The sequence below is a fragment of the Nocardioides alkalitolerans genome, assembly GCA_038184435.1.
Taxonomy (GTDB): domain Bacteria; phylum Actinomycetota; class Actinomycetes; order Propionibacteriales; family Nocardioidaceae; genus Nocardioides; species Nocardioides alkalitolerans_A.
This window is the reverse complement of the sequence record CP116227.1, coordinates 1002735-1027901: the sequence shown is the minus strand read 5'-3', so window position 1 is coordinate 1027901 and position 25167 is coordinate 1002735. Positions and strand designations below refer to the sequence as shown.

The 25167-nt window shown below is 73.3% G+C and carries 30 protein-coding genes; 13 read left to right on the top strand and 17 right to left on the bottom strand.

The window, feature by feature from the left end; all coding sequences use genetic code 11:
* Positions 1–59 precede the first annotated feature (59 nt).
* Positions 60–812 carry a DinB family protein gene (locus PIR53_05035; GenBank protein ID WZH53362.1) on the bottom strand — a complete coding sequence of 251 codons (753 nt, stop codon included), beginning with the start codon at positions 810–812 and terminating at the stop codon, positions 60–62.
* Between the two features lie 93 nt (positions 813–905).
* Here PIR53_05035 and PIR53_05030 point away from each other — a divergent pair, with 93 nt between their 5' ends.
* Positions 906–1445 carry a hypothetical protein gene (locus PIR53_05030; protein ID WZH53361.1) on the top strand — a complete coding sequence of 180 codons (540 nt, stop codon included), beginning with the start codon at positions 906–908 and terminating at the stop codon, positions 1443–1445.
* Here the strand turns inward: PIR53_05030 and PIR53_05025 are convergent.
* Positions 1442–1939 (bottom strand): VanZ family protein, encoded by a 498-nt coding sequence (locus tag PIR53_05025; GenBank protein ID WZH53360.1) that lies wholly within the window; start codon positions 1937–1939, stop codon positions 1442–1444. The two genes, PIR53_05030 and PIR53_05025, sit on opposite strands and share 4 nt — an antisense overlap.
* A 40-nt stretch (positions 1940–1979) precedes the next feature.
* Positions 1980–2954, bottom strand: a complete 975-nt coding sequence (locus PIR53_05020; protein ID WZH53359.1) for a WYL domain-containing protein — start codon at positions 2952–2954, stop codon at positions 1980–1982.
* Positions 2955–3046: 92 nt separating this feature from the next.
* Here PIR53_05020 and PIR53_05015 point away from each other — a divergent pair, with 92 nt between their 5' ends.
* Both PIR53_05015 and PIR53_05010 read left to right on the top strand, forming a co-directional pair.
* Positions 3047–3472 (top strand): VOC family protein, encoded by a 426-nt coding sequence (locus tag PIR53_05015; GenBank protein WZH53358.1) that lies wholly within the window; start codon positions 3047–3049, stop codon positions 3470–3472.
* A 109-nt stretch (positions 3473–3581) separates the two neighbouring features.
* Positions 3582–4484 (top strand): DUF4262 domain-containing protein, encoded by a 903-nt coding sequence (locus PIR53_05010; GenBank protein WZH53357.1) that lies wholly within the window; start codon positions 3582–3584, stop codon positions 4482–4484.
* A gap of 9 nt (positions 4485–4493) precedes the next feature.
* On the opposite strand, the gene PIR53_05005 is transcribed toward PIR53_05010, so the two are convergent.
* Genes PIR53_05005 through PIR53_04990 form a run of 4 tightly spaced genes read right to left on the bottom strand, consistent with a single transcriptional unit; the run spans position 4494 to position 9174 of the window.
* Positions 4494–5828 (bottom strand): LLM class flavin-dependent oxidoreductase, encoded by a 1335-nt coding sequence (locus PIR53_05005; GenBank protein ID WZH53356.1) that lies wholly within the window; start codon positions 5826–5828, stop codon positions 4494–4496.
* Positions 5829–5839: 11 nt separating this feature from the next.
* Positions 5840–7030: a hypothetical protein gene (locus tag PIR53_05000; GenBank protein ID WZH53355.1), complete on the bottom strand. Its 1191-nt coding sequence runs from the start codon at positions 7028–7030 to the stop codon at positions 5840–5842.
* Positions 7027–7944 (bottom strand): haloalkane dehalogenase, encoded by a 918-nt coding sequence (locus PIR53_04995; GenBank protein ID WZH53354.1) that lies wholly within the window; start codon positions 7942–7944, stop codon positions 7027–7029. The genes PIR53_05000 and PIR53_04995 overlap by 4 nt, the downstream gene beginning before the upstream one ends.
* A gap of 39 nt (positions 7945–7983) precedes the next feature.
* Positions 7984–9174, bottom strand: coding sequence for an acyl-CoA dehydrogenase family protein (locus tag PIR53_04990; protein ID WZH53353.1), 1191 nt, complete (start codon positions 9172–9174; stop codon positions 7984–7986).
* A 115-nt stretch (positions 9175–9289) separates the two neighbouring features.
* Between PIR53_04990 and PIR53_04985 the strand changes: the two genes are divergently transcribed.
* Complete coding sequence (locus PIR53_04985; GenBank protein WZH53352.1) at positions 9290–9790, top strand: MarR family transcriptional regulator; 501 nt, start codon at positions 9290–9292, stop codon at positions 9788–9790.
* A 17-nt stretch (positions 9791–9807) separates the two neighbouring features.
* Here PIR53_04985 and PIR53_04980 read toward each other — a convergent pair whose 3' ends face one another.
* Positions 9808–10179: a DUF2256 domain-containing protein gene (locus tag PIR53_04980; GenBank protein WZH53351.1), complete on the bottom strand. Its 372-nt coding sequence runs from the start codon at positions 10177–10179 to the stop codon at positions 9808–9810.
* A gap of 95 nt (positions 10180–10274) precedes the next feature.
* Positions 10275–10886, bottom strand: coding sequence for a TetR/AcrR family transcriptional regulator (locus PIR53_04975; protein WZH53350.1), 612 nt, complete (start codon positions 10884–10886; stop codon positions 10275–10277).
* A 150-nt stretch (positions 10887–11036) separates the two neighbouring features.
* Here PIR53_04975 and PIR53_04970 point away from each other — a divergent pair, with 150 nt between their 5' ends.
* The 7 genes from PIR53_04970 (at position 11037) to PIR53_04940 (ending at position 17631) form a co-directional block, all read left to right on the top strand.
* Positions 11037–11825, top strand: coding sequence for an SDR family oxidoreductase (locus PIR53_04970; GenBank protein WZH53349.1), 789 nt, complete (start codon positions 11037–11039; stop codon positions 11823–11825).
* Positions 11826–11874: 49 nt separating this feature from the next.
* Positions 11875–13005 (top strand): DUF5938 domain-containing protein, encoded by a 1131-nt coding sequence (locus PIR53_04965; GenBank protein WZH53348.1) that lies wholly within the window; start codon positions 11875–11877, stop codon positions 13003–13005.
* On the top strand, positions 13005–14546 hold the full coding sequence (locus PIR53_04960) for a long-chain fatty acid--CoA ligase (GenBank protein ID WZH53347.1): 1542 nt from the start codon (positions 13005–13007) through the stop codon (positions 14544–14546). The genes PIR53_04965 and PIR53_04960 overlap by 1 nt, the downstream gene beginning before the upstream one ends.
* A 39-nt stretch (positions 14547–14585) precedes the next feature.
* A complete protein-coding gene (locus PIR53_04955) occupies positions 14586–15053 on the top strand; it encodes a hypothetical protein (protein WZH53346.1) in 468 nt (155 codons plus the stop codon).
* Between the two features lie 48 nt (positions 15054–15101).
* Entirely contained in the window at positions 15102–16529 is a 1428-nt protein-coding gene (locus tag PIR53_04950; protein ID WZH53345.1) for an MFS transporter, read from the top strand.
* Positions 16526–17140, top strand: coding sequence for a hypothetical protein (locus PIR53_04945; protein WZH53344.1), 615 nt, complete (start codon positions 16526–16528; stop codon positions 17138–17140). Before PIR53_04950 ends, PIR53_04945 begins: the two co-directional genes overlap by 4 nt.
* Before the next feature lie 134 nt (positions 17141–17274).
* The gene (locus PIR53_04940) at positions 17275–17631 is read left to right on the top strand and encodes a hypothetical protein (GenBank protein WZH53343.1); all 357 of its coding nucleotides are present in this window, start codon (positions 17275–17277) and stop codon (positions 17629–17631) included.
* A 103-nt stretch (positions 17632–17734) separates the two neighbouring features.
* On the opposite strand, the gene PIR53_04935 is transcribed toward PIR53_04940, so the two are convergent.
* Positions 17735–18358, bottom strand: a complete 624-nt coding sequence (locus tag PIR53_04935) for a VTT domain-containing protein (GenBank protein ID WZH53342.1) — start codon at positions 18356–18358, stop codon at positions 17735–17737.
* Between the two features lie 95 nt (positions 18359–18453).
* Between PIR53_04935 and PIR53_04930 the strand changes: the two genes are divergently transcribed.
* A complete protein-coding gene (locus tag PIR53_04930; GenBank protein WZH53341.1) occupies positions 18454–18990 on the top strand; it encodes a uracil-DNA glycosylase family protein in 537 nt (178 codons plus the stop codon).
* Positions 18991–18993: 3 nt separating this feature from the next.
* Here PIR53_04930 and PIR53_04925 read toward each other — a convergent pair whose 3' ends face one another.
* Both PIR53_04925 and PIR53_04920 read right to left on the bottom strand, forming a co-directional pair.
* Positions 18994–19422, bottom strand: a complete 429-nt coding sequence (locus PIR53_04925) for a hypothetical protein (GenBank protein WZH53340.1) — start codon at positions 19420–19422, stop codon at positions 18994–18996.
* A 96-nt stretch (positions 19423–19518) separates the two neighbouring features.
* Positions 19519–20106, bottom strand: coding sequence for a DinB family protein (locus PIR53_04920; protein ID WZH53339.1), 588 nt, complete (start codon positions 20104–20106; stop codon positions 19519–19521).
* Positions 20107–20188: 82 nt separating this feature from the next.
* Here PIR53_04920 and PIR53_04915 point away from each other — a divergent pair, with 82 nt between their 5' ends.
* Positions 20189–21094 (top strand): alpha/beta fold hydrolase, encoded by a 906-nt coding sequence (locus tag PIR53_04915; protein ID WZH53338.1) that lies wholly within the window; start codon positions 20189–20191, stop codon positions 21092–21094.
* Between the two features lie 50 nt (positions 21095–21144).
* Here the strand turns inward: PIR53_04915 and PIR53_04910 are convergent, their stop codons facing one another.
* The 5 genes from PIR53_04910 to PIR53_04890 form a co-directional block, all read right to left on the bottom strand.
* Positions 21145–22062 carry an amidohydrolase family protein gene (locus tag PIR53_04910; GenBank protein WZH53337.1) on the bottom strand — a complete coding sequence of 306 codons (918 nt, stop codon included), beginning with the start codon at positions 22060–22062 and terminating at the stop codon, positions 21145–21147.
* Entirely contained in the window at positions 22059–22400 is a 342-nt protein-coding gene (locus PIR53_04905; GenBank protein WZH53336.1) for a DUF2200 domain-containing protein, read from the bottom strand. The genes PIR53_04910 and PIR53_04905 overlap by 4 nt, the downstream gene beginning before the upstream one ends.
* A gap of 17 nt (positions 22401–22417) precedes the next feature.
* On the bottom strand, positions 22418–23344 hold the full coding sequence (locus PIR53_04900) for an arginase family protein (GenBank protein ID WZH53335.1): 927 nt from the start codon (positions 23342–23344) through the stop codon (positions 22418–22420).
* Between the two features lie 83 nt (positions 23345–23427).
* Positions 23428–24594, bottom strand: coding sequence for a glutathione-dependent formaldehyde dehydrogenase (locus PIR53_04895; GenBank protein WZH53334.1), 1167 nt, complete (start codon positions 24592–24594; stop codon positions 23428–23430).
* The gene (locus PIR53_04890) at positions 24594–25118 is read right to left on the bottom strand and encodes a hypothetical protein (protein WZH53333.1); all 525 of its coding nucleotides are present in this window, start codon (positions 25116–25118) and stop codon (positions 24594–24596) included. The genes PIR53_04895 and PIR53_04890 overlap by 1 nt, the downstream gene beginning before the upstream one ends.
* Positions 25119–25167 lie beyond the last annotated feature (49 nt).

Here is a 25167-nt window from a genome sequence, read left to right as displayed (position 1 = left end):
CCCGTCTGCTCAGCAACTCACCGCGCTCCTCACGGCCCCCCGCGACCAGCCGCGACCCGTCACGAACCCGCTGCGCCCTCCCCACCGAGCAGCGCCAGGTCGCGCCGTACGTAGCGCAGGTGCGCCCACTCCTCCTCCAGGATCACGCGCACGCAGTCCCCCACCGTCGGCTTCCAGTCGTCGCCACCCCACGGGTTCCGGCGCTCCTCGGCCAGCAGCTCCGGCGTCGCCGACGCCAGGAACTCGGTCACCATCGCCTGCCGTTCGGCCCGTACGGCGAGGACCTCGTCCAGAGAAGGCGTATCCGTCCGGAAGATCGACATGTCGAAGCCCATCTCGCCGGCCCCGAAGAAGATCAGACCGATCTCGTGGAACGGCTGCTCGACGCCGAGCACCCCGCCGCGCAGCCACGCGTCGGTCGCCAGCACGAGGTGCCGCAGGGTCTCGACAAGCGACCACTCGTCCTCGACGTGCGCATCCATCAGCCCAGGAGGCGTCGACGCCATCGTGTCGGCCCACGCCGCCTGGACCGCCTCCCACCCGGCGCGCAGGCCGTCGGGGTCCTTGGCGTTCTGCAGCTCCCGCCCCGGGAACTGGCGGTTCAGCTCGGCCTCGACGAGCGGTACGACGTTCACCCCGTTCACCAGCAGCGTCCCGAACATGAGGTCGTGGCTGTCGATGTCGAGCCCGTCGAGCTCGACGCCGCGCATCGTCATGCCGCTGACGTCGGAGAACCGGAACGTCGCCCCCTTGAGACTCGACCGCACGAATCGCGCGCCCTCGAACTCCTTCGTGCCGGAATAGGTCGCCATCGCACCCCACCACCTCGAGACTGTGCCGACGGCCAGCATCCGAGCCGCCTCGACGGCCGTCAAGAGCCCCCACCCCCGACGTACTGTCGCCCCATGGTCACCGCCGCCGAGCTCGCAGCCGAGGTACGTCGCGCCACGGCGAACACGCCGTACATGGTCGCCGACGAGACGCCCACCGGGTTCACCGTGCAGATCGACATCGTCGACCAGCGGTGGTGGACGCTGATGAAGCGCAAGTCGCTGGCGGCCTCCTTCCAGCACGTCGTCACCGTGGACGCGGCCGCCGGCACCTACGACATCACCGACAAGAGCATGCGGGTGGAGTGGGAGGCCGGCGTCGACGCGGGCGGCGTGCCCCGCCCCGTGCTGCGCGGCGGCGGTTCCTTCGCCAAGGGGACCTTCGTGCAGAAGTCGTTCCGCAAGGAGTACGGGATGGACGACGACGGCAACGTCGGCGCCGTCGTCGACTACTCGTTCGACTCCAACGAGGGCAAGCGCCTCATCGACGGCCCGGCGCAGCACCTCGGCCTCACCAAGACGATGAACAACACCGCCAGGTTCGGCCTCGTCATGGCCGTCATCGGCGTCGTCAGCGCCCTCGTCGCGGTGATCGTGCTGCTCATCGTCCTCTAGGAACGATCCGCCGCAGCGCGCCCGACCGGGCTCGCCAGCCGCAGCGCGACCACTCCCAGCACCGCCCCGATGACGACGCCGATCGAGTTGGACAGCCAGTCGTTGGTCGAGCAGGACCGCCCGAGGGCCGGAAGCAGCGCTTGGACCGTTTCCACCAGAGCACTGAGGCCGCTCCCGGCCACCGCCACCAGGAGCGGACGCCGCGTCGCCACCGCGGCGAGGAGCACGGGCGCCACGAACAGCACGACGTTGGCCGCGAGCTCGACGCGTCCCGGGGTCGGCATGGTCCACGCGACCTCGCACCGCTCGAAGGCCCGCGCGGTGGTCGGGAGCATCGTGAGGACCACGACCGGAACCGTCGCGAGCCCGGTCAGCACCCAGGCGGCACCCGGCCGGTGCGCCACCAGCCGTCCCACGAGCGGGCCGACGACGACGAGGAGGGCGAGCGCCGTCGGCGAGAGCCAGGGGTGCTCGATGAGGAAGGTCGTGATCACGGGAGGACGCTACGGTCGGCCGACGGGGCGGCGCTCCACCTCAGGTGCCGGCTGCACCTCCCGAAGTACCGCGTCCCGCCCGCCCACAGCGCTCCCCCACCCGCGCGAACGCCTCGCGCAACGCGTCGGGTCCGACGACCTCAATCTCCGCGTCGTACCGCAGCACCGAGGCGACGCCCCCCGCCCACGACCAGGACCCGACCGTCAGGCGCGTGCGCCCGTCGTCGAGCGCGACGGCGACGCCGTCCCCGACGTACGGCAGCACCTCGGCCAGCGGCAGCCCCACCACCACTTCGCCCGTGCACGGCCAGCCGACCCCGTCGGCGTTGCCCCGGAACACCCCGGTCAGGTACGTCGCGACGTCGCCGCCCGGCAGCTCCCGAGGCGTGAAGCGCGGGCCGTTCGGGGTGCGCGGCGCGATCCGGTCGACGCGGAAGGTGCGCCAGTCGTCCCGGTCGAGGTCGAAGGCGACGAGGTACCAGCGCCCCCGCCACGTCACCACGTGGTGCGGCTCGGCCCGACGGCGCTCGGCGTCGACGCCGTAGTCGAAACGCAGCACCTCCCGCGCCCGCACGGCGGTCCCGACGGCGACGAGCACCGCCGGGTCCGCGTCGTCGGATGACCCCGGCGGCCGCACCGCCTCGACGGTCAGCGCGTCGATCCGGTGCCGCAGCCGCGTCGGCATCACCTGGCGCAGGGTGCCGAGCGCCCGCAGCGCGTGGTCCCCGATCCCGGCCCCCGCCGTCGTCGCCACCTGCAGGGCCACCGTGAGCGCGACGGCCTGGTCGTCGTCGAACAGCAGCGGCGGCAGGTCGGCGCCCGCGTCGAGCCGGTAGCCGCCGTCCGGCCCCTTCACCGTGGCGATCCGGTAGCCGAGCTCCCGCAGGCGGTCGACGTCGCGCCGTACGGTCCGGGTGCTCACGTCGAGACGCTCCGCCAGCACCCCGCCCGGCCAGTCGCGCCGGGACTGCAGGAGGGAGAGCAGCGTCAGCATCCGGGACGACGTCGTGGGCATGTCCCGATGATCGCAGGAGAAGAGGACACAACCTGTCCTCGTGGCGGTGGAGTGTTGTCCTCGTCCCCAGCACCACCACCGAGGAGAGACCCATGTCCGTCACCACCGTCACCCACGTCAACCTCCGCGGCACCGCCCGCGCCGCCCTCGAGCACTACCGCTCCGTCTTCGGCGGGGAGCTCGCCATCGCGACGTACGCCGATGCCCACGCCGTCGGCGACCCCGCCGAGGCCGACCACGTCATGTGGGGCCAGGTCGTCTCCCCGGCCGGCTTCCGCGTCATGGCCTTCGACGTGCCGTCGGACCGCCCGTACGACGCCGGCACCGCGTCGTACTTCGTCTCCGTGCGCGGCGACGACGCCGACGAGCTCACGCGCTACTGGGAGGGCCTGGCCGGCGAGGGCGCGACGGTGATCGTGCCCCTCGCGCCGTCGGGCTGGTCGCCGCTCTACGGCATGGTCACCGACCCGTACGGCGTGACCTGGGTCCTCGACATCGCCGCGGCTCCCGCGGCGTGAGGCGCGGGGCCACCGGCCCCTGTGGATGACGCCCGCCGGCGTCGGCCGATCCGGTGCACGCTTGCTGCTCCCGATCCGGGCCCGTCACGGCCCGCCCGAAGGAGGAGCGATGGCACCACGGGACACCCCGCCCCGGGGACCCCGACCGGCCGGCGCCCGGCGGTGCGACTGCCACGCCTGTCGCCCGGCGGAGCACTACGACGAGCTCGACCGCCACGTCCTGACCGGCGTGCGCGAGCACGGCTGGTCGGTGATGAGCGTCGGGGGCGGCGGGCCGTGCGACTGCGGGGACGGCGACTGCGGCGAGGACGACGAGCCCGGGCCGGCGTTCGCCTACACGATCGGGCTGGGCCACAGCGCCGACCACCCCGAGCTGCTGATGTCGGGGCTGGAGCACGGGCTGATGAAGCGTTCCCTCGACCGCATCGCGTCCCGCGTCGTCGCGGGACACCGGCTCGCTCCCGGCGACGTGCTCGAGGACGTGCTCGCAGGTGTCCCCGTGGTCGTCGAGCAGGTGGCCGGACACGCGCTCGCCGAGACGGTGAGCTGGTCGGGGTGGTTCCACCGTCGCGCGCCCGCCGCCCTCGCCGTGGTGTGGCCCGACCGGCGCGGGGTGTTCGCCTGGCAGCCCGGGGCGCCGGCGGTCCTCGACGAGGAGCAACCGCCCGCGTGGCGCGTGCCGTCGCCCCGCACGGGCGCTGCGGCCGTCGAGCCGCCGTGGCCCTTCGACCTCCCGCCGGAGCACGAGGTCGCCAGCTGCACCCACGTCGTCGAGCGCGGCGACGCCGTGCTGCGGGTGTGGCGCGGAGCGGCCGGTGGGCGCCACGCCGACCATTGGATCTTCGACTGCGGCGACCCCGACCACCAGCTCGACGAGATGGCGCTCGTGCACCTCGCGCACCTCGTGCGGGGCGCCCCTGGCATCCGCGCGCTGGGCGACCTGGCGCCGGGCACGGAGGCGCGGCGTGCCGACGCGGGCAGCCGGTGGGTGCGCCGGCGCCACCGCCGCTGAGCACGGGGTTCAGCGAACGTGCTGGTTCTCCGGTCGCTCCAGGCCGAGGTGGTCGCGCAGCGTGGTGCCGGTGTAGCCCTCCCGGAAGATCCCCCGTGCGCGCAGCAGCGGCACGACCTCGCCGGTGAACGCGTCGAGGCCACCGGGCAGGGTCGGCGGCATCACGTTGAAGCCGTCCGCCGCACCCTCCCGGAACCACCGCTCGATGTGGTCGGCGACCTGCTCGGGCGTGCCCGCCAGCACCTTGTGCCCCCGGGCCCCCGCGAGCTTGTGGAGCAGCTGGCGCAGCGTCGGCTGCTCACGACGCACGATGTCGGCGTAGACCTGGGTCCGGCTCTTCTGGTTGTCCGTGACGTCCCCGGCCCCCGCGAACGCCTCCTCGGGCACCCGCTCGTCGAGGTCGAGGTGGTCGAGGTCGACGTAGGCGAAGTCCTTGAGCTGGGCGAGCCCGAAGGCCGGCACCGTCAGCTCGTCGAGCTCGGCCTGCAGGCGGCGGGCCTCGTCCTCCGTGCCGCCGATGACCGGCGACAGCCCCGGCAGGATCTTCACGCCCTCCGGCTTCCGCCCCCGCGCCGCCGCCTGACGTTTGATGTCGGCGTAGAACGCCTGAGCGTCCTCGATCCGCTGCTGGGCGGTGAAGATCGCCTCGGCGAACCGGGCCGCGAACGCCCGGCCGTGGTTGGAGGACCCCGCCTGCACGAGCACGGGGTACCCCTGCGGCGGACGCGGCGTCGTGAGCGCCCCCGCCACCCGCACGTGCTCCGTGCGCACGCCGGGGTGGTGGATGCGCGCGGGATCGACGTAGCGCCCCGCCGCACGGTCGAGGTGCACGGCCTCGTCCTCCCAGCTGTCCCACAGGCGCAGCACCGCGTCGACGTGCTCCGTCGCCCGCTCGTAGCGGGTCGCCGCGTCGGGGTTGGCGTCGAGGCCGAAGTTCCGCGCCGCTGCCGGCGAGTCCGTCGTGACGATGTTCCAACCGGCGCGCCCTCGCGACAGGTGGTCGAGGCTCGCCAGGGTGCGGGCGAGCTGCCAGGGGTGGGAGTACGTCGTGGAGGCGGTGCCGATCAGCCCGATCCGCTCAGTGGCACCGGCGAGGAGCGCCAGCGTCACGAGCGGATCGAGCCGGCCGGCCGTGTTGAACTCGACGTTGTCGTCGAGCTTGGGGATGTCGGCGAGGAACACCGCGTCGAACGCCGCCGCCTCGGCGGTCCGCGCCAGGTCGACGTAGAACGCCGGGTCGAAGACGCGCTCCGGCGTCGTCGAGGGGTGCCTCCACGCCGCCTCGTGGTGTCCCGTCCCGAGCACGAAGAGGTTCAGGTGGACCTGCCGAGGGCCGTCCGTCACGAGCCGCCTCCTCAGAAGTAGGTGTTGTCGGGCAACGTCTCGCCGTTGACGAGCAGGTCGCCGACGGCCCGGTTCTTGAACCGCACCGGGTTGTGCGAGACCACCGTGCGGATGTTGCGCCAGTGCCGGTCGAGGTTCTCCGACCGCTTCACCGCGGAGGCACCGCCGACCTCGAACAGCAGGGTCGCCGCCCGCAGGCCGAGGTCGTGCACGACGACCTGCGCCATCGACGCCCGCAGTCCCGCCTCGTGCACCACGTCGTCGTCGGTGCGCCCATCGACCACGCTCGCGGGGATGCGGGCCAGCACGTCCGCCGTCTCCCCCACCACCGCGACGGCCGCCGACGCGAGGGCCGAGATCTCCCCGACCACCTCGAGGAGCACCGGGTCCTCGCGCGGGACGTCGGCGGAGCCGTGGGTGAAGCTCCGGCTCCGGCCCCGCAGCAGAGCCACCGCGTCGTCGAGCACCGACTGGACGTTCCCGGCGACGACCGCGTTGAGGTAGTGCTGGTAGAGCGGTCCGAGGTGCCACCGCGGGATCGACGAGAGGTCCGCGGGCGGCAGCGTGACGTCCTCCGCGGACACGCGGGCGCCGGCGAACCGCGTCGTGCCCGTGGCGGTCAGCGACTGGCCGAAGCCGTCCCAGTCGTCCTCCACCGTGATGCCGTCGGTGTCGAGGCTGAGCAGCGCCTGCACCGGGAGCCCCTCGGGCGTGACGCCGGTGACGAACGTGTGGTCGGCGTAGAGCGTGCCGGTCGAGTAGTACATGGTGCCGTCGACCACGTACTCCTCCCCGTCGCGCGTGAACGTGGTCGACTTCGCGAAGTCGCCGGCGTGCTTGGCCCCCAGCTCGTTGTTGCCGTTGCCGAACAGCTCGCCGGCGACGACCCGGGCGAGCCACCGCTCCCGGCGGGGCGACGCGGGCCAGAGCAGGATGTCCTCGACGGTCCCGAAGTGGGCACGCAGCAGGTGGCCGATGTTGGAGTCCGCGTGGCTGAGGCGGACGACGAGGTCGAACAGGTCGCGGACGCCGGCACCGCCACCGCCGTCGGCGGCGGGCACGCGGTAGGCCCCGAGCCGGGCCTCCTTGACCCAGCCGATCTGCTCGAACGGAGCGGTGCCGGTCGCCTCGCGCTCTGCAGCGCCGGCGGCGATGCGGACGAGGAGGTCGTCGAGGGCCGGGGACCCGGGCGTGACGGTCATCCGCGGACCGCCTTGGCGCGCGCCAGGAGCGCGATCACCGCGTCGGCAAGGCCCTGGGGCTGCTCCTCCTGCACGAAGTGCACGCCCGCACCGCCGTCGTGGACCTCGATGTTCGCGACGTTCTCGCGGATCCACGCCTCGATCGTCGGCGTCAGCAGGAAGCCGGGCGTGTAGGTCAGGAGGGTCTTCGGCACGTCCTGCGACGTCGCGAGCCACTCCTCGTTGCGCGCGAGATAGGCCACGCTGGAGGCCGGCACGCCGTCGATCGGCAGGTTGCGGGGGAAGCGGATCAGGTGCGCACGGGACTCGGCGGTCGGGAACGGCGCCTGGTAGACGGCGAGGTCCGTCTCGGCGAGCGGCTCGAGGAAGGCGCCCGGGAAGACCTGCGTCAGGAAGCCGTTGTCCTCGACCACGAACTTCTCGCCCTCGCCCGGCGTGCGGATGAGCTGCTGCGCGCCGACGAACGCCTCGGGCAGCGCGGACGACTCGATGTCGCGGATGACGGGCTCGGCGAGGAGCACGGCCCGCACGCGGTCGGGGTGGCGCGACGCCCACGACACGCCGAACGCAGCGCCGTAGTCCTGCAGCACCAGCGTCACGTCGCGCAGGCCGAGGGCGTCGAACCAGGCGTCGAGGTAGCGCTCGTGGTCGGCCAGCTCGTAGTCGATCGCCGGACGGCCCGAGTCGCCGAACCCGACGAGGTCGACGGCGATCAGGCGACCGCGGCCGCGCAGCGCCGGGAAGAGGTGCCGGTAGAGGTAGGAGCTCGTCGGGCTGCCGTGCAGGAAGACGATGGGCGCCCCCTCCCCCTGCTCGACGTGGTGCAGGTGGGAGTCGAGGACGGGTACGTCGACGCTCCGGGCACCGTCGCCGAAGGCCTCGGCCGGGATGGTGCGGGTGCGGGTCTGGCTCATGGGGATCTCCGTGGGGTCGCGGGGTCGGGTCGGTGCGGGTCAGAAGTAGGTGTTGTCGGGGAGCTCGGTGCCGTTGACGACGTGGTCGCCGATCACGGCGGCCTTGAGGCGCGTCGCGTTGTGGGAGGCGAGCGTGCGGATGTTGCGCCAGTGCCGGTCGAGGTTCGCCCCGGCACGGGTGGCGGAGGCGCCGCCGACCTCGAACAGCGCCGTCGCTGCGTCGAGCGCCAGCCGCTCGACCGCGATCTTGGCCTCGGCGACCCGACGTCCGGCCTGCTGCGCCGCCACCCCGTCGAGCTCGCCGGCGTGGAGGCGCGCGTCGACCTCGTCGAGCAGGGCCGCCGCGTCGAGCACGATGGTGCGCGCGGCGTACGCCTTCGCGGCGATCTCGCCGACCTGCTGCAGCAGGACCGGGTCGTGGCGCGGCAGGGTGGTGGTGCCGTGCGTGATCCCGCGGCTCCGTCCGCGCAACAGGTCCTGCGCGTCGCGGTTCGCCGCCTCCAGGTTGCCGACGACCACCGCCGTCAGGAAGAGCTGGAGGAAGGCGCCGATCGCGAGGCGCGGCGGCGCCTCGTCGCCGGCGACGACGACCTCCGCCGCCGTCGCGGGGGTGCCGTCGAAGATCGTGGTCCCGCTGCCGCTCGCGCGCTGGCCGAAGCCGTCCCAGTCGTCGATCACCGAGATGCCGGGCCGGTCGAGCGGGACGAGCGCGCTCGCGGGGCGCCCGTCGGCGGTGACGCCCCAGACCCAGACGAGGTCGGCGTAGAGGGTGCCGGTGGAGTAGAACTTGGTGCCCGAGATGCGCCAGTCGTCGCCGTCCGGTGTGAAGGTCGTCGCCAGCCCGGCGAAGTCGCCGGCCGCCGCACCGCTGGGCTCCGTGATGGCGTTGCCGATGACGGCGCCGCCCGCGACCAGGTCGAGGGCACCGGCCCGCGCGGGGCCCTCGGGAGCGAAGCGGAGACCCTCGACGTACGCGAAGTGCGCGCGCAGCGCCTGCGCCACCCCGGAGTCGGCACGGGCGACGTCGATCAGCGTGCCGAAGAAGTCCCGGAGGGTCACGTCACCCCCGCCGTGGGCACCCGGCACGCGGGACGCCAGGAAGCCGGTCGCCCGCAGCCGTTCGACCACCTCGTGGGGGCGGTCGTCGGCGCGCTCGCGGTCCGCGGCACCCACCGCCAGCTCCTCCAGGACTGCGGCCAGGTCGGTCGCTCTTGCCACGGTCTCGGTCACGTGCGCTCCCTCGGTCGTCACTTTCACGTCGGAAGTGAGATTAGGAGCAACTTGGTCGACTTAATCGAAATGCCCGGCATTCGAGACGCCCACCCGAGGGGGCACCATGACCCCCATGAGCACGCCCGCACCGGTCGACCTCGAGCTCGCCCGCATTCAGGAGTCCATCGCCTGGCTGATCCGGCTCGGCGAGTTCCACCGGTTCCACCGGGGCGACGCGGGCGGCGAACCGGTGCTCGACCGCACGACGTTCCTGCTCCTCTCGCGCCTCGCCGACGGCACCCCGCTCACCATGGGAGAGATCGCGGCCGAGCTGGACCTCACGCCACCGACGGCCACCCGTCGCGTCGGACCGCTCGTCACGGCCGGCCTCGTGCGCCGCGAGCGCCACCCCGACAGCCACCGTGCCGTCGTCATCACCATCACCGACGCCGGTCGCGAGCGCGTCACCGCGGTGCGCCAGGCCCGCGTGGCGTCACTGCGGGAGCTGTTCCGCGACTGGGACCCCGCCGACCTGACGACGCTCGCCACCGTCATGGACCGGCTCACGCGCACGCTCGCCACCGAGCTCGTCGAGGACAGCGGCTTCGCCGACCGCCACACGGGACAGGGCTGACCGGGAACGCGGTGCGCCTACCTCCGGCGCCGCACCTCGAACGCCCCCTTCGCCGTCGACGGGTCGACGACCTTCCCCCGCTGCACGATTTCGGCCTCGCCGCGCGCGACCAGGCGCCGGGCGGCACGGCGGGCGGGCTCGGCGAGCTCCGTCGCCGCAGCTTCGTCGCCGTCGGCCACAGCGAGGGCGACGTCCATGGGGGTCGCCGTCCCCCGTCCGCGGGACACCTGCTGCAGCATGAGCGCCTCGAGCCGCTCGTCGACCTCGGAGACGCCGCGGCGTCGGCAGGCGGTGGAGCAGTACTGCACCTGGTCCCAGTCGCGCTCCCACTTCTTGCGCCACTCGATGCGGCGTCCGCAGGAGCGGCAGGTCTTGGGCTCCGGCGGCATGACGTCAGTGTCGCGCCCGTGCCCAACCTGCCGGGTCGTGGCCTCAGCGCTACGGAAAACGGTGCACTGGCACCACGACCGGAGGAAGGAGGCGCTCAGCCCACCAGCAGCGGCACGAGCGTGCGCACCTCGGAGCGCAGCGCCTCGAGCGCAGCGTCGGGAGCGTCCGACCCCAGGTAGGCCAGCAGCGCCTGCTGGAACACGCCGTCGAGGATCCCGTACGACGCGTGCCGCGGCACCGTGACGGAGCGGCCGCCGAGCTCGGCGTACCGCGTGACGACGCGCCAGATCATGTCCTCGAGCGTGCGGTCGATCTGCGTGACGGCCTCGCGGAGGCTCTCCTCGAACATGCTCTGGGCACGCAGGTCGTACCAGAGCCGGTGCATCGGAGCCTCGTCGACGATCGTCTCGCAGAGCTTCGCGGCGAAGGCGTCGAGCAGCTCGTCGGCCGACTGCGCGTCGCTGACGACCCCGTCGTACCGGGTCACGCACGTCTCCTTGTAGTAGCGCACGCAGTACACGATCAGCTCGAGCTTGTCGGCGAAGTAGTAGTGCACCATCCCGTGGCTGAACTCGGAGTTGGTGGCGATCTCGCGCAGCGACGCCCTCGCGTAGCCGAGCTCGCCGAGGGTGCGCAGCGCCGACTCGGCGAGCGCGCGGCGACGCACGTCGTGCTTGTCGACGGGGTTCACGCGGGTCGTGGCCATGGGTCCCTCCTGGTGCTCGACCGCCCAGCCTAGACGACGCCGGACAGGTGTCCAGATTTCCCTGGACAGTCGTCAAGAAAAATCTTGACAACCGTCCAGAGGGAGCAGCAGTGTGACTGGCATCACCCCACCGACGAAGGAGTCGCACCCATGACCAACCAGGACCTCACCGGGCGCGTAGCGCTCGTGACCGGCGGCGCGCAGGGACTCGGCGAGGGCATGGCCCGCGCCCTCGCCGCGGCGGGAGCGAAGGTCGTCGTCGCCGACCTGCAGGACGAGGCCGGTCAGGCGGTTGCCGCGAGCATCGACGGGGTGTTCGTGCACGTCGACGTCACCGACGACGCCTCCTGGGAGGCCGGCATCGCCGCCGCGCTCGAGCAGGCCGGCGGCCTCGACATCCTGGTCAACAACGCCGGCGTCGAGATCACGAGCCTGCTGGTCGACCTCGACGCGGCGCAGGCCCGCACCATGCTCGACGTCAACGTGCTCGGCACCGCGCTCGGCCTGAAGCACGCGCTGCGCACGATGCGTCCCGAGGGCGCGGCCGGGAAGGGCGGCGTCGTCATCAACATCGCCTCGGTCGCCGCGACCATCGCGTTCCCCGCGATCGCGGTCTACTCCGCGACCAAGTCCGCCGTCGACCGGCTCACGCGCGTGGCGGCGATGGAGAGCGGGGCGCTCGGCTACGGCGTGCGCGTCAACTGCGTCTACCCGGGCCTCGTGCCGAACCAGATGGGCGCCAACCTCGCTGCGGACGTCGCCCGGATCGGGCTCTTCGGCTCCACCGACGAGGCCGTCGGGGCCGTCGTCGCGCAGACCCCGTCGGGCCGCCTCGCGAGCACCGAGGACATCGCCGCCGCCGTCGTCTTCCTCGCCTCCGACCAGGCGGCCTTCGTCAACGGGGCCGGTCTGCCCGTCGACGGCGGCATGGGCATGTGACCCGCGCCGTACCCGCCCCCTTCTCCCACCCCAGCCCCAGGAGCACCCCATGAGCAGCAAGCCCGTCGTCGTCTACGGCGCCTCCGGCTACACCGGCCGACTCGTCTGCGAGTACCTCCGCGAGTACGGCATCCCCTTCACCGCCGCCGGTCGCGACGCGGAGAAGATCCAGGCCTCGATGGACGCCAACGTGGCCGGCATCGAGACCGCCGACTACGAGGTCGTCGAGGTGACCCACGACGTGGAGTCGCTGACCGAGCTGTTCCGCGGCTCGAGCGTCGTGTGCAACATGGTCGGCCCGTTCAGCAAGTACGGCCCCGAGGTCGTCCAGGCCAGCCTCGCCGCCGGCGTGCACTACCTCGACACCACCGGCGAGCAGGACTGGCTCATCACCTGCGACGAGACGTACGGCGCGGACTTCGCCGCCGCCGGGCTGCTGCTCTCCCCCGGTGTGGCGCACATGTACACGACCGGCGAGATCGCCGCCGAGCTCTGCCTCGAGCAGCCGGGGCTCGACACGCTCGACATCGCCGTCTTCTGGGGCGGCTCCCCGACCATCGCCTCGACGCTCACCATCCTCATCAACGCGGCGACCTCGAAGGCCTTCCACCTGCAGCAGAACCAGTACGTCGAGTTCGAGCCCGGCCAGGGCCTCATGCCGCTCGTCGTGCCCGGTCAGCACGAGCTGGCGCAGTCGCTGCCGTGGGGCGGCACGTCGCACCCGGTCTGGTACAAGCGCGACCCCCGCGTCGCGAGCTGCAAGGCGCAGGGTGGCGTCTTCAACCCGGCGCTGATGACGGGCGTGCCGCAGATCGTCGCCCAGGCGCTCGAGGCCACGAAGGACATGTCGCCGGCCGACCGCGACGCCGCTCTGACCGAGGTGGCCGCCCAGGTCATGAACGTCATGCCGCCCCGCGAGAACCCGCGCCTCAACAAGTCGCTCGACTCGGTGCACGCCTCGGGTCCCCTCGGGCGCGCGCACTGCGTCATCCACGGCAACCAGAACTACAAGCAGACCGGGCTGCTCCAGGCGTTCGTCGCCTCCTCGCTGCTGCAGCAGGCGCCGAAGCGCGTCGGGTTCGCGTCGGCGTCGAAGGCGATCGGCCACCGTGAGCTGCTCGGCCAGCTGCGGGCCTTCGGCCTCGTCGCCGAGCCGGTCATCACCCGCCAGGGCCACTGATGCGGCTGGTCGACTTCCTCGACAAGGGGGCGTCGCTCGACCGCGACGCCCCCTGCCTCGAGTGCGACGGCGTCACCGCGACGTACGCCGACGTGCAGGCCCTCACCGGCCGCATCGCCGCCGCCCTGGTGGCGGGCGGGGTGGAGCCGGGCGACAGCGTCGCGGTGCTGTCGGCCAACGACCCGACGGCCTTCACCTGCGTGTTCGGCATCAGCCGCGCCGGGGCCGTCTGGTGCCCGGTCAACCCGCGCAACGAGGCGGCGGAGAACCAGGAGCTGCTGGCGCTCTACGGCTGCTCGGTGCTCGTCTTCCAGGCTGCGTTCGCGCCGCTCGTCGACGCGATCCGGGGCGACCTCCCCGACCTGCGGACGCTCGTCTGCCTCGACGCCGACCTGCCGTGGGCGTTGGGGTGGGAGGAGTTCCTGGCGTCGGGCGAGACGGTCACCGAGGTCGTCGACCGGCCGGCGCGCGACGACCTGGCGATGATCGTCGGAACGGGTGGCACGACGGGCCGCCCCAAGGGCGTCGAGCTGACGGGCACCAACCTGGAGACCATGACGGCGATCACCCTCATGAGCTATCCGTGGCCGGAGGACCGACCGCCGACGTACCTCGCCCTCGCCCCGCTCACCCACGCCGCCGGGGTCCTCTGCTTCCCCGTGCTGTGCCGCGGCGGGTCGATCGTCGTCATGCGCAGCCCCGACGTCGGTGGGTTCCTCGACCGCGTCGAGCAGCACGCGGTGACCCACACCTTCCTGCCGCCGACGCTGATCTACATGGTGCTCGACCACCCGAGCCTCGACGCGCGGGACCTGTCGAGCCTGCGGTGCTTCTGGTACGGCGCGGCGCCCATGTCGACCAGCCGCCTGGAGGAGGCGCTCACGCGGATCGGGCCGGTCATGGCGCAGCTGTTCGGGCAGACGGAGGCGCCGATGATGGTCTCGACGATGGCGCCGACCGACCACTTCCTGCCGTCCGGCGAGGTCGCACGAGAGCGGCTCGGCTCGGCCGGGCGACCGTCGGCGCTGACGACCGTCGCGATCATGGCCGAGGACGGCACGCTGCTGCCGCGGGGCGAGCGCGGCGAGATCGTCGTGCGGGGCTCGCTCGTCATGCGGGGCTACCACCGGAACCCGGAGGCGACCGCCGAGGCGTCCGCGCACGGCTGGCACCACACGGGCGACGTCGGTTACCTCGACGACAACGGCTACCTGTTCATCGTCGACCGGGCGAAGGACATGGTGATCACGGGCGGGTTCAACGTGTACTCGACTGAGGTCGAGCAGGCGGTCATGGCTCATCCCGCCGTGGCGGACTGCGCCGTGGTCGGCCTGCCCGACGAGAAGTGGGGCGAGCGCGTGACGGCCGTGGTGCAGCTGCGGCCCGGCGCCTCGCTCGAGGCCGGCGAGCTCCAACGGCTCGTCAAGGAGCGCCTCGGGAGCGTCAAGGCGCCGAAGCAGGTCGAGGTCTGGCCCGACCTGCCCCGGTCGAAGGTCGGGAAAGTGCTGAAGGCGGACATCAAGGCGCGACTCGTGTCGTAGAGCGTGACGGCGGTGCCGCTCGTCCCGGAGGATGCAGGGGTGCGTCGGGAGTGGCAGGTCGAGGTGCGGAGCGTCGTGGCCGCACCGCCGGGCGAGGTGTGGGCGCGGGTCGTCACCCCGGAGGGCATCAACGACGAGATGCGTCCCTGGATGACGATGGCGCTGCCGCGCGGATCGACCGTCGACAGCATCGACGCGCTCGTCGTCGGCCAGCCGGTCGGACGGGCCTGGCTGCGGCTCGGCGGCGTCGTGCCGTTCGACTTCGACGACCTCGTGGTCGTGGAGCTCGAGCCCGGGCGCCGGTTCCGCGAGGAGTCGTCGATGCTCAGCATGCGGCGGTGGGTCCACGACCGCACGGTCGAGGCCGACGGCGCGGGCACGGTCGTTCTCGACCAGGTCACCCTCGCGCCCCGCCTGCCCCTCCGTCCGATCGGGCCGGTGCTGCGCGTCGTGGTGCTCGCCTTCTTCCGCCACCGGCACCGCCGACTGGCCCGCCACTTCCACTGAGCCGCGTCGCTCCCGCCCGAGCGATGATCGGGGTGCCACCATGTCGAGGTGCACCGACTCGTGGGCCTGCTCCTGACCGTCACGGTCGGTCTCGTGCTGGCCGACTCGGCCATCGTCACCCTGGCGCTGCCCGAGATGCTCCAGGAGCTCGACGCCTCGGTGGCCCAGGTGGCGTGGGTCCTCATTTCCTACAACCTGGTGCTCGGCGCCCTCGCCGTACCGGCTGCGCTGCGGCGCATCCGCGCCCACCCCCGTGCGCTGGCGGCGATCGGCATCGCGGTCTTCGCCGGAGCCTCGGCGTGGTGCGCCGCCGCACCCACCATCGAGGTGCTCATCGCCGCGCGCTGCGTCCAGGCCCTGGGCGGGGCCTTCGCCCTCGTCGGGGCGCTCGAGCTGCTCGTGGCGCGGATGGGCGAGCGACGCGGGGTGGCAGCGTGGGTGACGGCGGGCGTGGTGGGTACGGCGGCGGGCCCGGTCGCCGGCGGCCTCCTCACCGAGGCCATCTCGTGGCAGGCGATCTTCATCGCGCAGGTGCCCTTCGCCGCGCTGGCCGTGCCCGCCGCCCTCCTGGTACGCGAGCCGGTGCCGGGAGACGGCCCCGTGGAGGAGCCGGACGTGGCACACCGGCCGGTCGTGGGCCACAACGTGACGCTCGGCCTGCTCTCCGCGGCACTGACGGCGGCGCTGTTCCTCCTCGTGCTGCTGCTGGTGGAGGGATGGCGGCACTCCCCGGCCATGGCCGCGCTGACCGTGTCGGTGATCCCCGTGGCGGCGCTGGTCGCCCAGCCCTTGGCGCGGTGGTTGCAGCCGCCCCCCGACGTGGAGGTGGCGGTCGGGTGCCTGCTGGTGGCCGGTGGGCTCGTCGGGCTCGCCCTGCCGCCCTCGGCCGACCTCATCTGGACCGTGGCGCCGCAGGCGCTCGTCGGCCTCGGTCTGGGGCTGAGCGTCGACCAGCTGACCTACCGGGCCATGGAGGGGCGGCGGCCCCGCGCGCGGCACGCCGCCTGGACGATCAGCTCGCGCCACCTCGGCGTCGTGGTCGGCCTGGCGATCCTCACGCCCGTCTTCACCGCCGACCTGCTCGACGCGGAGGAGCCGGCGACCGAGGCCATCGCGTCCCTCGTGATCGACGCACCGCTGCAGCCGGACGACAAGATCGCGCTCGCCCGGGCGCTCGGGGCCGAGCTCACCGGGCAGCGGGGCCAGGTGCCGGAGCTGAGCGGGGCGTTCGCGTCGCTCGACGTGGCTCCCGAGGACCGCGCGGCGGTGGACGACCTCGAGCGCGAACTCGACGACCAGCTCGACCGGGCGGTGTCGTTGGCCTTCCGCGACTCCTACCTCGTGGGCGCCGGGCTGGCGCTGGCAGCGATGGTGACGGTGGGCGTGGGGTCGGTGGTGCGGACGGTGCGGGACCGGCCACGGACACCGCCTCCGTCGGGCCTGCCGGACCTTCCGGGAGCGGAGGTCGCGCGATGAACGCCGCCGTGCGCTTCGCTGCACTGCCCGCCGTCGCGCTCGCCCTCGTGCTGGGTGTCGCGGGCGTGCAGGTCGCCGCCGGGGGCGGGGACTTCCGACCGCTGGCGCCGGCCGACGCCTGCGCGGACCGTGCGGCGACGCCGTCGCGGGCCGACGGCATCGAGGGCTTGACGGAGCAGCTGGTGCTGCGTGGCGTCGACGACGCGGCCTGCACCCTCGGCGTCAGCCGCGAGGCCCTCACGCTCGAGCTGGCCCAGCAGGACGAGCCCACCGACGCCCAGGTCGACGCGCTCCGCGACGGCCTGCGGTCGGCGGTCGGCGAGCTGGCGGACGAGGACCTCCTGCCGCCCTCGTCGTCGCTCGTGGACGAGGCGCTCGACGGGGCCGACATCAACCGGTTCCTCGCGGCGGGCATCCGCGCGCTGCCCGACTCCGTCATCGACGACGCCCTCCCGACGGAGGACGTGCTCACGCGCGCCATCGACGAGCTCGACGTGCGCGCGATCCTGTCGGACCTCGACGACGCCGACGCGCTGCGCGACGAGGTCGAACCCGCCGTCATGCAGGCCGTCCGCGACGAGCTGCTCGACCGCCTGCGCAACCTGGTCTGAGCGCGCGTCGAGTTGGGTTGTACGGCGCGGCAGACGCGTCGAGTTGGGTCGTACGGCGCGGCAGACGCGCCGAGTTGGGACTTCTGCGCACAAACCCGGGTGCGGGACCGCGTCGCGGGCCCTAGCCTGCGGCGATGATCGAGCTCGCGCACCGGGCGAAGAAGCTGCCGCCCCCGCCGCACGTCGTCTTCGAGTCGTTGACCGAGCCGCGACGCCCGGGCGCGCGACCGTGGTTGTTCCTCGAGCCCGACGAGGTGGACCCGCGGGTGCTCGTCGCCGAGCCGCCCGAGCGCATCGTCTGGTCGTCGCTGTGGCCGAGCCGACCCGACGACGAGATCCACTTCGCCGTGCTGCCGCACGAGAACGAGACCCGCCTCGTCTTCACCCACCTGAGCCCGTTGCCGCTGCCGGACGACCCGACGCTCCGCCACCTGCGGCGGCGGATCAACGTGCTGCTGTGGGCGAGCCTCCGGGAGTCGTACGACGCGTGAGCAGGACGCGCTACCGCTGGCCCTAGCGCTGGTTCAGTGCCACGAGCACGGCTGTTTCACCCAACTCGACGCACCTGCCGCGCCGTACAACCCAACTCGACGCTCAGACCCCCGGCACCTCGTCCAGGGCGGGGGCGTCGCGGCGGCGGGCGCGGGCGGTGAGGGCGCGGTCGAGGACGAAGCCCGCGGTCACCCCGATCGCCATCCCCAGCAGCATCGCGAGCACGGGCTGGTCGCTGAGGCCGAAGCCCGCGACGCCGCCGATCAGGACGGTGAACGACGCCCACAGCAGGCAGGCGAGCGCGGCCATCGGGACCCAGTCCCGGTAGCGCAGCGTGCCGCCCGCGACGAGGTTGACGCCGATCCGCACGACCGGCACGAACCGCGCTGACACGACGATCCGCGCACCGCGTCGCTCGAGCTGGCGGTCGGCGGCGTCGAGGAACCGCACGAGCCATCGGCGACGGCGCAGACGTTCGCGCGGGAGACGGCTCCCGATGAGGAAGCCGGTGCTGTCGCCGGCGAGGGCGCCGGCGGTCGCGGCCGCGAACAGCCCGAGCAGCACCCAGGGATGGTCGGCGGTCACGGCCAGCGCACCGACGGCGATGATCACCTCGTCGCTCGGCACCGCCGGGACGAAGCAGTCGACGACGACCAGGGCCAGCACGGCGGCGTAGAGCCACGGCGATCCGAGCAGCGACCGGGCGAGGTCCAGGAGCGAGTCCACGTGTCCGTCCTCCCGGGCATCCGGCGGCCCGGCTCCACGGTAGGTCGCACACCCAAGCAGGCGAGCGGAGTTGGGCCAGGCTCGACACTGGTCCCATGGGCGCCGACGACCACCGCACCACCGTCGACTGGCGCGGCACCTCCGTGCTCACGCTCGCCGACCTCTGGCCGGACCGACCGCGGGCGATGGTCGTGGGACTGCACCCCGTGCCGTGCAGCGTCGAGGCGGGGCACTACTTCCAGGGCCAGGTGGGGCAGCGCCAGCTGCGCCGGCTCGCGTCGACGGGCCTCTTCCCGGCCCCCACCGGCGGGACCTTCTTCGAGCCGGGCGCCCTGGCCGCCGGGGTCGGGTTCGCCAACGTCGTGCGCCGGCCGGCGAGCGGCGCCGCCGTCACGCCCGACGAGGTCGCCCACGGTCGCGAGGTGCTGGTGGACGAGCTCGCGAGGCGGGCCGTGCCCCTCGTCGTCTGCCTCACCCGCCTCCCGGTGAAGGCGCTGCTCGGCCGTGAGGGGCGCCCCGGCTACCAGGACGCGGAGCTGCCCGGCGGCACCCGGGTGTTCCGCATGCCCGGTCCGTTCGCCCCGGCGGTCGAGGTCGCCGACGTGCTCGCTGAGCTGGAGCCGCCCGGCTGAGGCTCAGGCTGCCACCAGCAGCTCGTCCGGCGGCACGATCCCGACGCCGGCGTCGCTGGCGAAGAACACCGGGTACGACGCGAACGGCGCGTCGAGCAGCGCCCGCTGCAACCCCTGGCACCAGGCCCGGTCGGCCGGCGTGAACGACGGCCCGCCCGGACGCGCCTTCAGCACCGCCAACGACCCGCCGGGGAAGGCGGTCGACAACACCTCGGCGTGCAGCTGCACGAAACCGTCGAGCAGCTCGGGCGGCGGCGCGGCGGCGTGCTCCTCGTCGTACACCTGCAGGAGCGCGGGGCTCACTGAGCCGTCGGCGGCGACGTGGGCCGCCCACAGCTGGGGCGCGCTCCAGCCGAGGCCGCCCTGGATGTCGCGCCAGAACGCCGCGAGGTCGTCGGTGCTGCGGATGAACGTCTCGTCGATGCTTCTCATGCCGGCCAGTCTGGACCGATCGCGCCGGGCGCCGCTGGCGTCATCCACAGCCCCTGCGGGCGGGGAGCAGGGCCGTGGGGACGAGCCGGGGTCGGCTCAGCCCGCGGCCTCCGCGACGGTGCGCAGGCGGGCGACGTACCGCTCCCACCACTCCTCGTCCTCGTCCGGCAGGTTGGGGTTCCCGTCGACGAGACCCCGGCCGCCGTCGAGGGTCTCGCGGAGGATGTCGGCGTGCCCGGCGTGCCGGGCGACCTCTGCGACGAGGTGGACGAGCACCCGCTGCAGGGTCGTGTCCCCGGACGGGCCCCACCACGGCACGTGCCCGACCGTCTCCAGGTCGAGTGCCGCGATCGTGGCGTCCGCGTGCGCATTGACCCGCTCGTAGAGCGCGACGATCTCCTCGGGCGTCTCCTCCGAGGAGGCCCACATGTCGAGGTTGGCCTCGGAGTCGTCCGCGTCCGCCTCGACCATCCAGGCGGGCTTGTCCGGCAGGGGCCGCCCGAAGACGTCACCGAGGTAGCCCGCCTGCGTGAACGCGACGTGCTTGACCAGCCCGAGCAGGTTGGTGCCGGTGCTGGTGGCCGGCCAACGCTGGTCACGCTCGCTCAGCCCGTCGAGCTTCCACAGCAGCGCGCGGCGCTCGCGGTCGAGGTAGCGCTTCAGCACGTCCTTGAGGTCGTCCACCCGGCGAACCTAGACCGATCGGGGGGTGCACCGCACCCCTCGCGAGCTGTTGAATTCGTGTCGATAGCAGCCCGGCGACGCGATGACGGAGACGACCATGACCCGACGCGACATCGAGTTCACCGTCGAGGGCGAGACCTGCGCCGCCTGGCTCTACCCGCCGGCCGCCGGTCAGGGTCCCGCGCCGGTCGTCGTCATGGCGCACGGCCTCGGCGGGACCCGCACGATGGGGCTCGCGCCCTACGCCGAGCGCTTCGCCGCGGCGGGCTACGCCTGCCTCGTGTTCGACTACCGCCACTTCGGCGGCAGCACGGGCGAGCCCCGCCAGCTGCTCTCGGTGCGTCGTCAGCTCGCCGACTGGGACGCGGCGATCAGCCACGCGCGCACGCTGCCGGAGGTCGACCCCGACCGCGTCGTCGTGTGGGGCACGAGCTTCGGCGGCGGTCACGCGATCACGCTGGCGGCCACGGACCGCCGCGTCACGGCAGCGGTGGCGCAGTGCCCCTTCACCGACGGCATCGCGTCCTCGCTCGCCGTCGACACCCGCACGAGCGTCCGCGTGACCGCCAGCGCCCTGCGCGACTGGGTGCGCGGACGCCGCGGCGCGAGCCCCACCTATCTGCCGGCCGCGGCGCCGCCCGGCACGCCCGCCTTCATGACGAGCGCCGACGCGGTGCCGGGCGTCGAGGCCATCTCCGCCGGGGCGCCCGACCACGACAACCGCCTGACCGCCCGCTCCGCGCTCGACGTGTTCTTCTACGGACCCGGTCGCCGCGCCCGCCGCATCCACTGCCCGACGCTGGTCGCCCTCTGCGAGGAGGACACGGTCGCCCCGGCCCGTACGGCGCGGCGCCAGCTCCGTCGGTCGCCTCGGGTCGAGCTGCTCTCCTACCCGGTCGGTCACTTCGACGTGTACGTCGGCGCCCCGTTCGACCGGGCGGTCGGCGACTACCTGGAGTTCCTGGCCCGGCACGTGCCGGTGAACTGAGACCGCACCACCACACCACCACACGGCCGCACGGCCTCACGACTTCCGGCTCAGGCGCGCCACCAGAGCCGGCGCGCGTTCTCGGACTCGACCCGGCTCCGCGCCGCGTCCGGGAGGCGGTCGGTCAACCGCTGCCAGCGGCCCAAAGCCTCGGCGTGCCCGTCCAACGCGCCGAACACGTCGCTGCCGAGCACGAACCGGTCCGACCGCCGCGCCACCAGGTCGAGCCAGGCGGCCTCGGGTCCGGCGTCGCCGACGACCGCGTCGTACAGCTCCCAGGACAGGTCGACGTGCAACCGCGGGTGGTCGCCGAGGAGACCGTCGAACAGGTCCGGGAGACCCTCGGGGCGCACGCGGCGACCGACCCCGGCGTGTGCCCAGACCAGGTCGACGTCGGGGTGGCGGGCGAGCATGCCGCGCACCTCGCCGAGGTACTCGTACCGGCCGCTGCGGCCCGCCGAGCTCGCGTCCTGGTGGAACGTGAGCGGCCAGTCGTGGTCGCGGCAGAGCTCGAGCACGGGGTCGAGGGCGGGGTGCCCCGCCCGGGCGTTCTCGCCGTAGGTCAGCTCCGTCAGGTCGTCGTGGCGCAGGAGCACCTCGCCGATCCCCCGCCACCCGTCGTGCCGCTCGCTCATCGTGACGACGTGCTCCACCCCGAGCCGGTCCGTGGGGTCGAAACCGCAGATCAGCGGCGCGACGTGGGGGCGCACCGAGGCGGGGAGGCCGGCCACCACGGTGGCGACGAGCTCGTCGGTGAGGCTGTAGGTGGCGCAGGGAGCGTTGTCGTCGAGGTAGTAGGTCGGGCGCTCGGGTTCGGAGAGCGCCCACTTCTTCTTGACCGGCAGGCCGAAGACGACGGCGCCGTCAGCGAGGGCCGCCGCATTGCCCGGATCCAGCGCGGCCGCCAGCTCGCCCGCGTCGACGGGGTGCTGCAGGAAGTCGACGACGTGCAGGTGGGCGTCGATCACGACCGCAGCACCTTCGTCATCGGCCGCCCCTTGGCGAGCTCGTCGACCAGCTTGTCGAGGTAGCGGATCTTGCGCATGAGCGGGTCCTCGACCTCCTGCACCTTCACCCCGCAGACCGAGCCCGTGATGAGCGCGGTCCCCGGGTTGAGGTGCGCTGCGGCGAAGAAGTCGGCGAACGTCGTGCGCTCGTCGAGGTGCCGCTGGAGGGTGACCTCGTCGAACCCCGTCAGCCACGTGACGACCTCGTCGAGCTCGGCCCGCGTGCGCCCCTTGCGCTCGACCTTGGCCACGTAGTGCGGGTAGACGTCGGCCACGGCGGTCGTGAAGATGCGGTGCACGGCGTCAGCGTAGGCCGCTAGGCCCGCCCCCCGTGGTGGGATCCGGCCGCGGGACAGCGGCTGAACGCCTCGGCCAGCATCCGGTTGAGCCGCGCGAACGACGCCGCCTCGTCGGGCGCGTGGTCGGGGTTCACCTCGCACACGGTGAGGGCGCGCCAGGCGGGCGCGGCCACGAGCCGACCCAGTACGGCGCCGAGCTCGTCGAGCGTGAGCCCGTCCGCGCGTCGGCTGTTCTCCGCGATCGGGAAGTCGACCCAGCGCAGCACGTCGACGTCGACGTGCACGAGCAGGCGGTCGTGCCGCGAGGCCCAGGCGGCCGCCCGGTCCGCCGCGGCGACGGGGTCGTCGTGCACCTCGGCCAGCGGGATCACCTCGATCCCCCGCTCCCGCACGATCTCCGCCTCGGAGTCGGTGATGTTGCCCGGGGACAGCAGCAGCACGTCGCTGCCCGCGAGCATCGGTCGCCACGGGCCCAGGCCCGCCACCGACGGGTCCGCGCCCGGGACGTCGAGGAGGTGCGCCACCCCCATCCAGTCGAGGGCCCCCTCGCCCGTCTCCGGCACCTTGAGGTCGGCGTCGAGGTCGATGTAGACGAGCCCGACCGACGCACCCGACGCCAGCGCACCCGCCACGACGCCCACCTCGATCGAGCAGTCACCGCCCAGCACGAGCACGTGCTCCCCCGCGTCGAGCAGCTGGCCGACCCGGCGGGCGGCGGACCGGGCCACCTCGACGACGTCCGGCACGTTCATCGCCTCCGGCCGATCCGGGTCCGGCCGCCACCGCACCCCGTGGACGTCACCACGGTCCCGCACCCACCAGCCCGTCGACGCCAGCGCCTCGACCAGCCCGTGCTCACGGAACGCGCTGGGGGCGCGCTCCTGGCCCGGGGCGTAGGCCCCTGCGCTCGTCGGCACCCCGAGGACGTTCAGCACCTCGACCATGTCCGGATCCTCCGCTCTCGCCCCGTGCTCGACAATCCACCTCCGGGTGACGCCGGCCGCCCCCCCGGCCGGCCGCCGACACCTCAGGGCGCGAAGACCGCCCGCACGCACCCGTCCGCCTTCTCCTTGAACATCGCGTAGCCCTCGGGCCCCTGCTCGAGCGGCATCACGTGCGTCGCGAGGAGGTCGGTGCGCAGCGCGCCCGCCGCCACGTGCTCGAGCAACGTCGGCACGTAGGCCTGACCGTGCTGCTGGGCCGAGCGCACGGTCAGGCCCTTGTTCATCACCGCGCCCATCGGGAACTTGTCGAGCAGGCCCCAGACGCCGATGACCGCCACCGTGCCGCCCTTGCGGCAGGCCAGCACCGCCTCGCGCAACGGTGTGGCGCGGTCGGTCTCGAGCCGCACCGCCTGCTTCACCTTGTCGTAGGCGCCCTGCAGCCCGCGGCCCTGCGCCTCCATGCCGACGGCCTCGATGCAGGAGTCCGGTCCGCGTCCGCCGGTGAGGTCGCGCAACGTCTCCTGCAGCGAGCCGACCGAGCGCAGGTCGACCGTCTCCGACCCGATCTCCCGGGCCAGGGCGAGGCGCTCCGGCAGCAGGTCGATGCCGATCACCCGCCCGGCGCCCATGATCCGCGCTGCGTTCTGGGCCATCAGGCCGACCCCGCCGCAGCCCCAGACGGCGACCGTGTCACCGGGCCGGATGTCGGCGAAGTCGGCACCCATCCAGCCGGTCGGCGCGGCGTCGGAGACGAACACGGCCTGGTCGTCCGTGATGCTCTCGGGGACGACGAAGCAGTTGGACGCGGCGTACGGGACGCGGACGTACTCCGCGCTGGAGCCCGCGTACCCCCCGAACGCGTGCGTGTAGCCGTAGATCCCGCCCGTCGGGTAGCCGAGCGCCACCTCCGACAGCTCGGGCTTGGGGTGCGAGTTGTCGCAGAGCGACCACTCGTCGTGGGTGCAGTGCCAGCAGGCGCCGCAGCCGATGAACGACGGTACGACGACGCGGTCGCCCACCCCGACGCCGGTGACCTCCGATCCGACCTCGACGACGTCGCCCACGAACTCGTGCCCGATGACGTCGCCCTCGCGCATGGTCGGGATGTAGCCCCCGATGAAGTGGAGGTCGGACCCGCAGACCGCGCTGCGTCGCACGCGCAGGACCACGTCGTGGGGGTTCACGATCCGCGGGTCGGGGACCGTCTCCACGCTCAGCTGGTTGACGCCCTGCCAGGTCAGCGCACGCATCAGCCCTCGCCTCCCTCGGGACGGTGCCGCGCGGACGGGTTGTGGGCCAGCGTCGGGACCTCCCCGGTCTCCGCGAGCGCCTTCGCGCGCCGGAGCGCCTTGTGCGCCGCGGCGCCGGCGGCCAGGTCGGGCCCGTCCAGCTCGAGCGCCAGGGTCACCTCGGTGCCGAGGTCCTGGGGCGCCGGTCGGAACGTCACCTCGCCGCTCGCCGTGAGCGGCTGCTCCTGGCCCGAGCGCGCCCGGAAGCGGACCACGCCGTCGACCACCGCCACCTCGTCGACCGTCCACGTCGACGGGTCGCCCGTGTAGGGCTCCGCGAGCACGCGTGCGAGCCGCACCGGGTCGCCCCACAGGTCACGCAGCGTGTCGGCGTCGCACCCGATGGTCAGCACGCGGCGCGCGTCGGCGTCACCCGCGGCGTGGTCGCCCGGGAGGACCTTGTCGACCAGCGTCTGCCCCGTCCGGAGCGCCGCGTCGACGACGCGGCGCGCCGGTGATCCGTCTCCACCCAGCGGTGATGCCATGAGCCCTCCTCGGTTGCCGTGGAGGACCGGTACCCGCCCCACGGCGCCC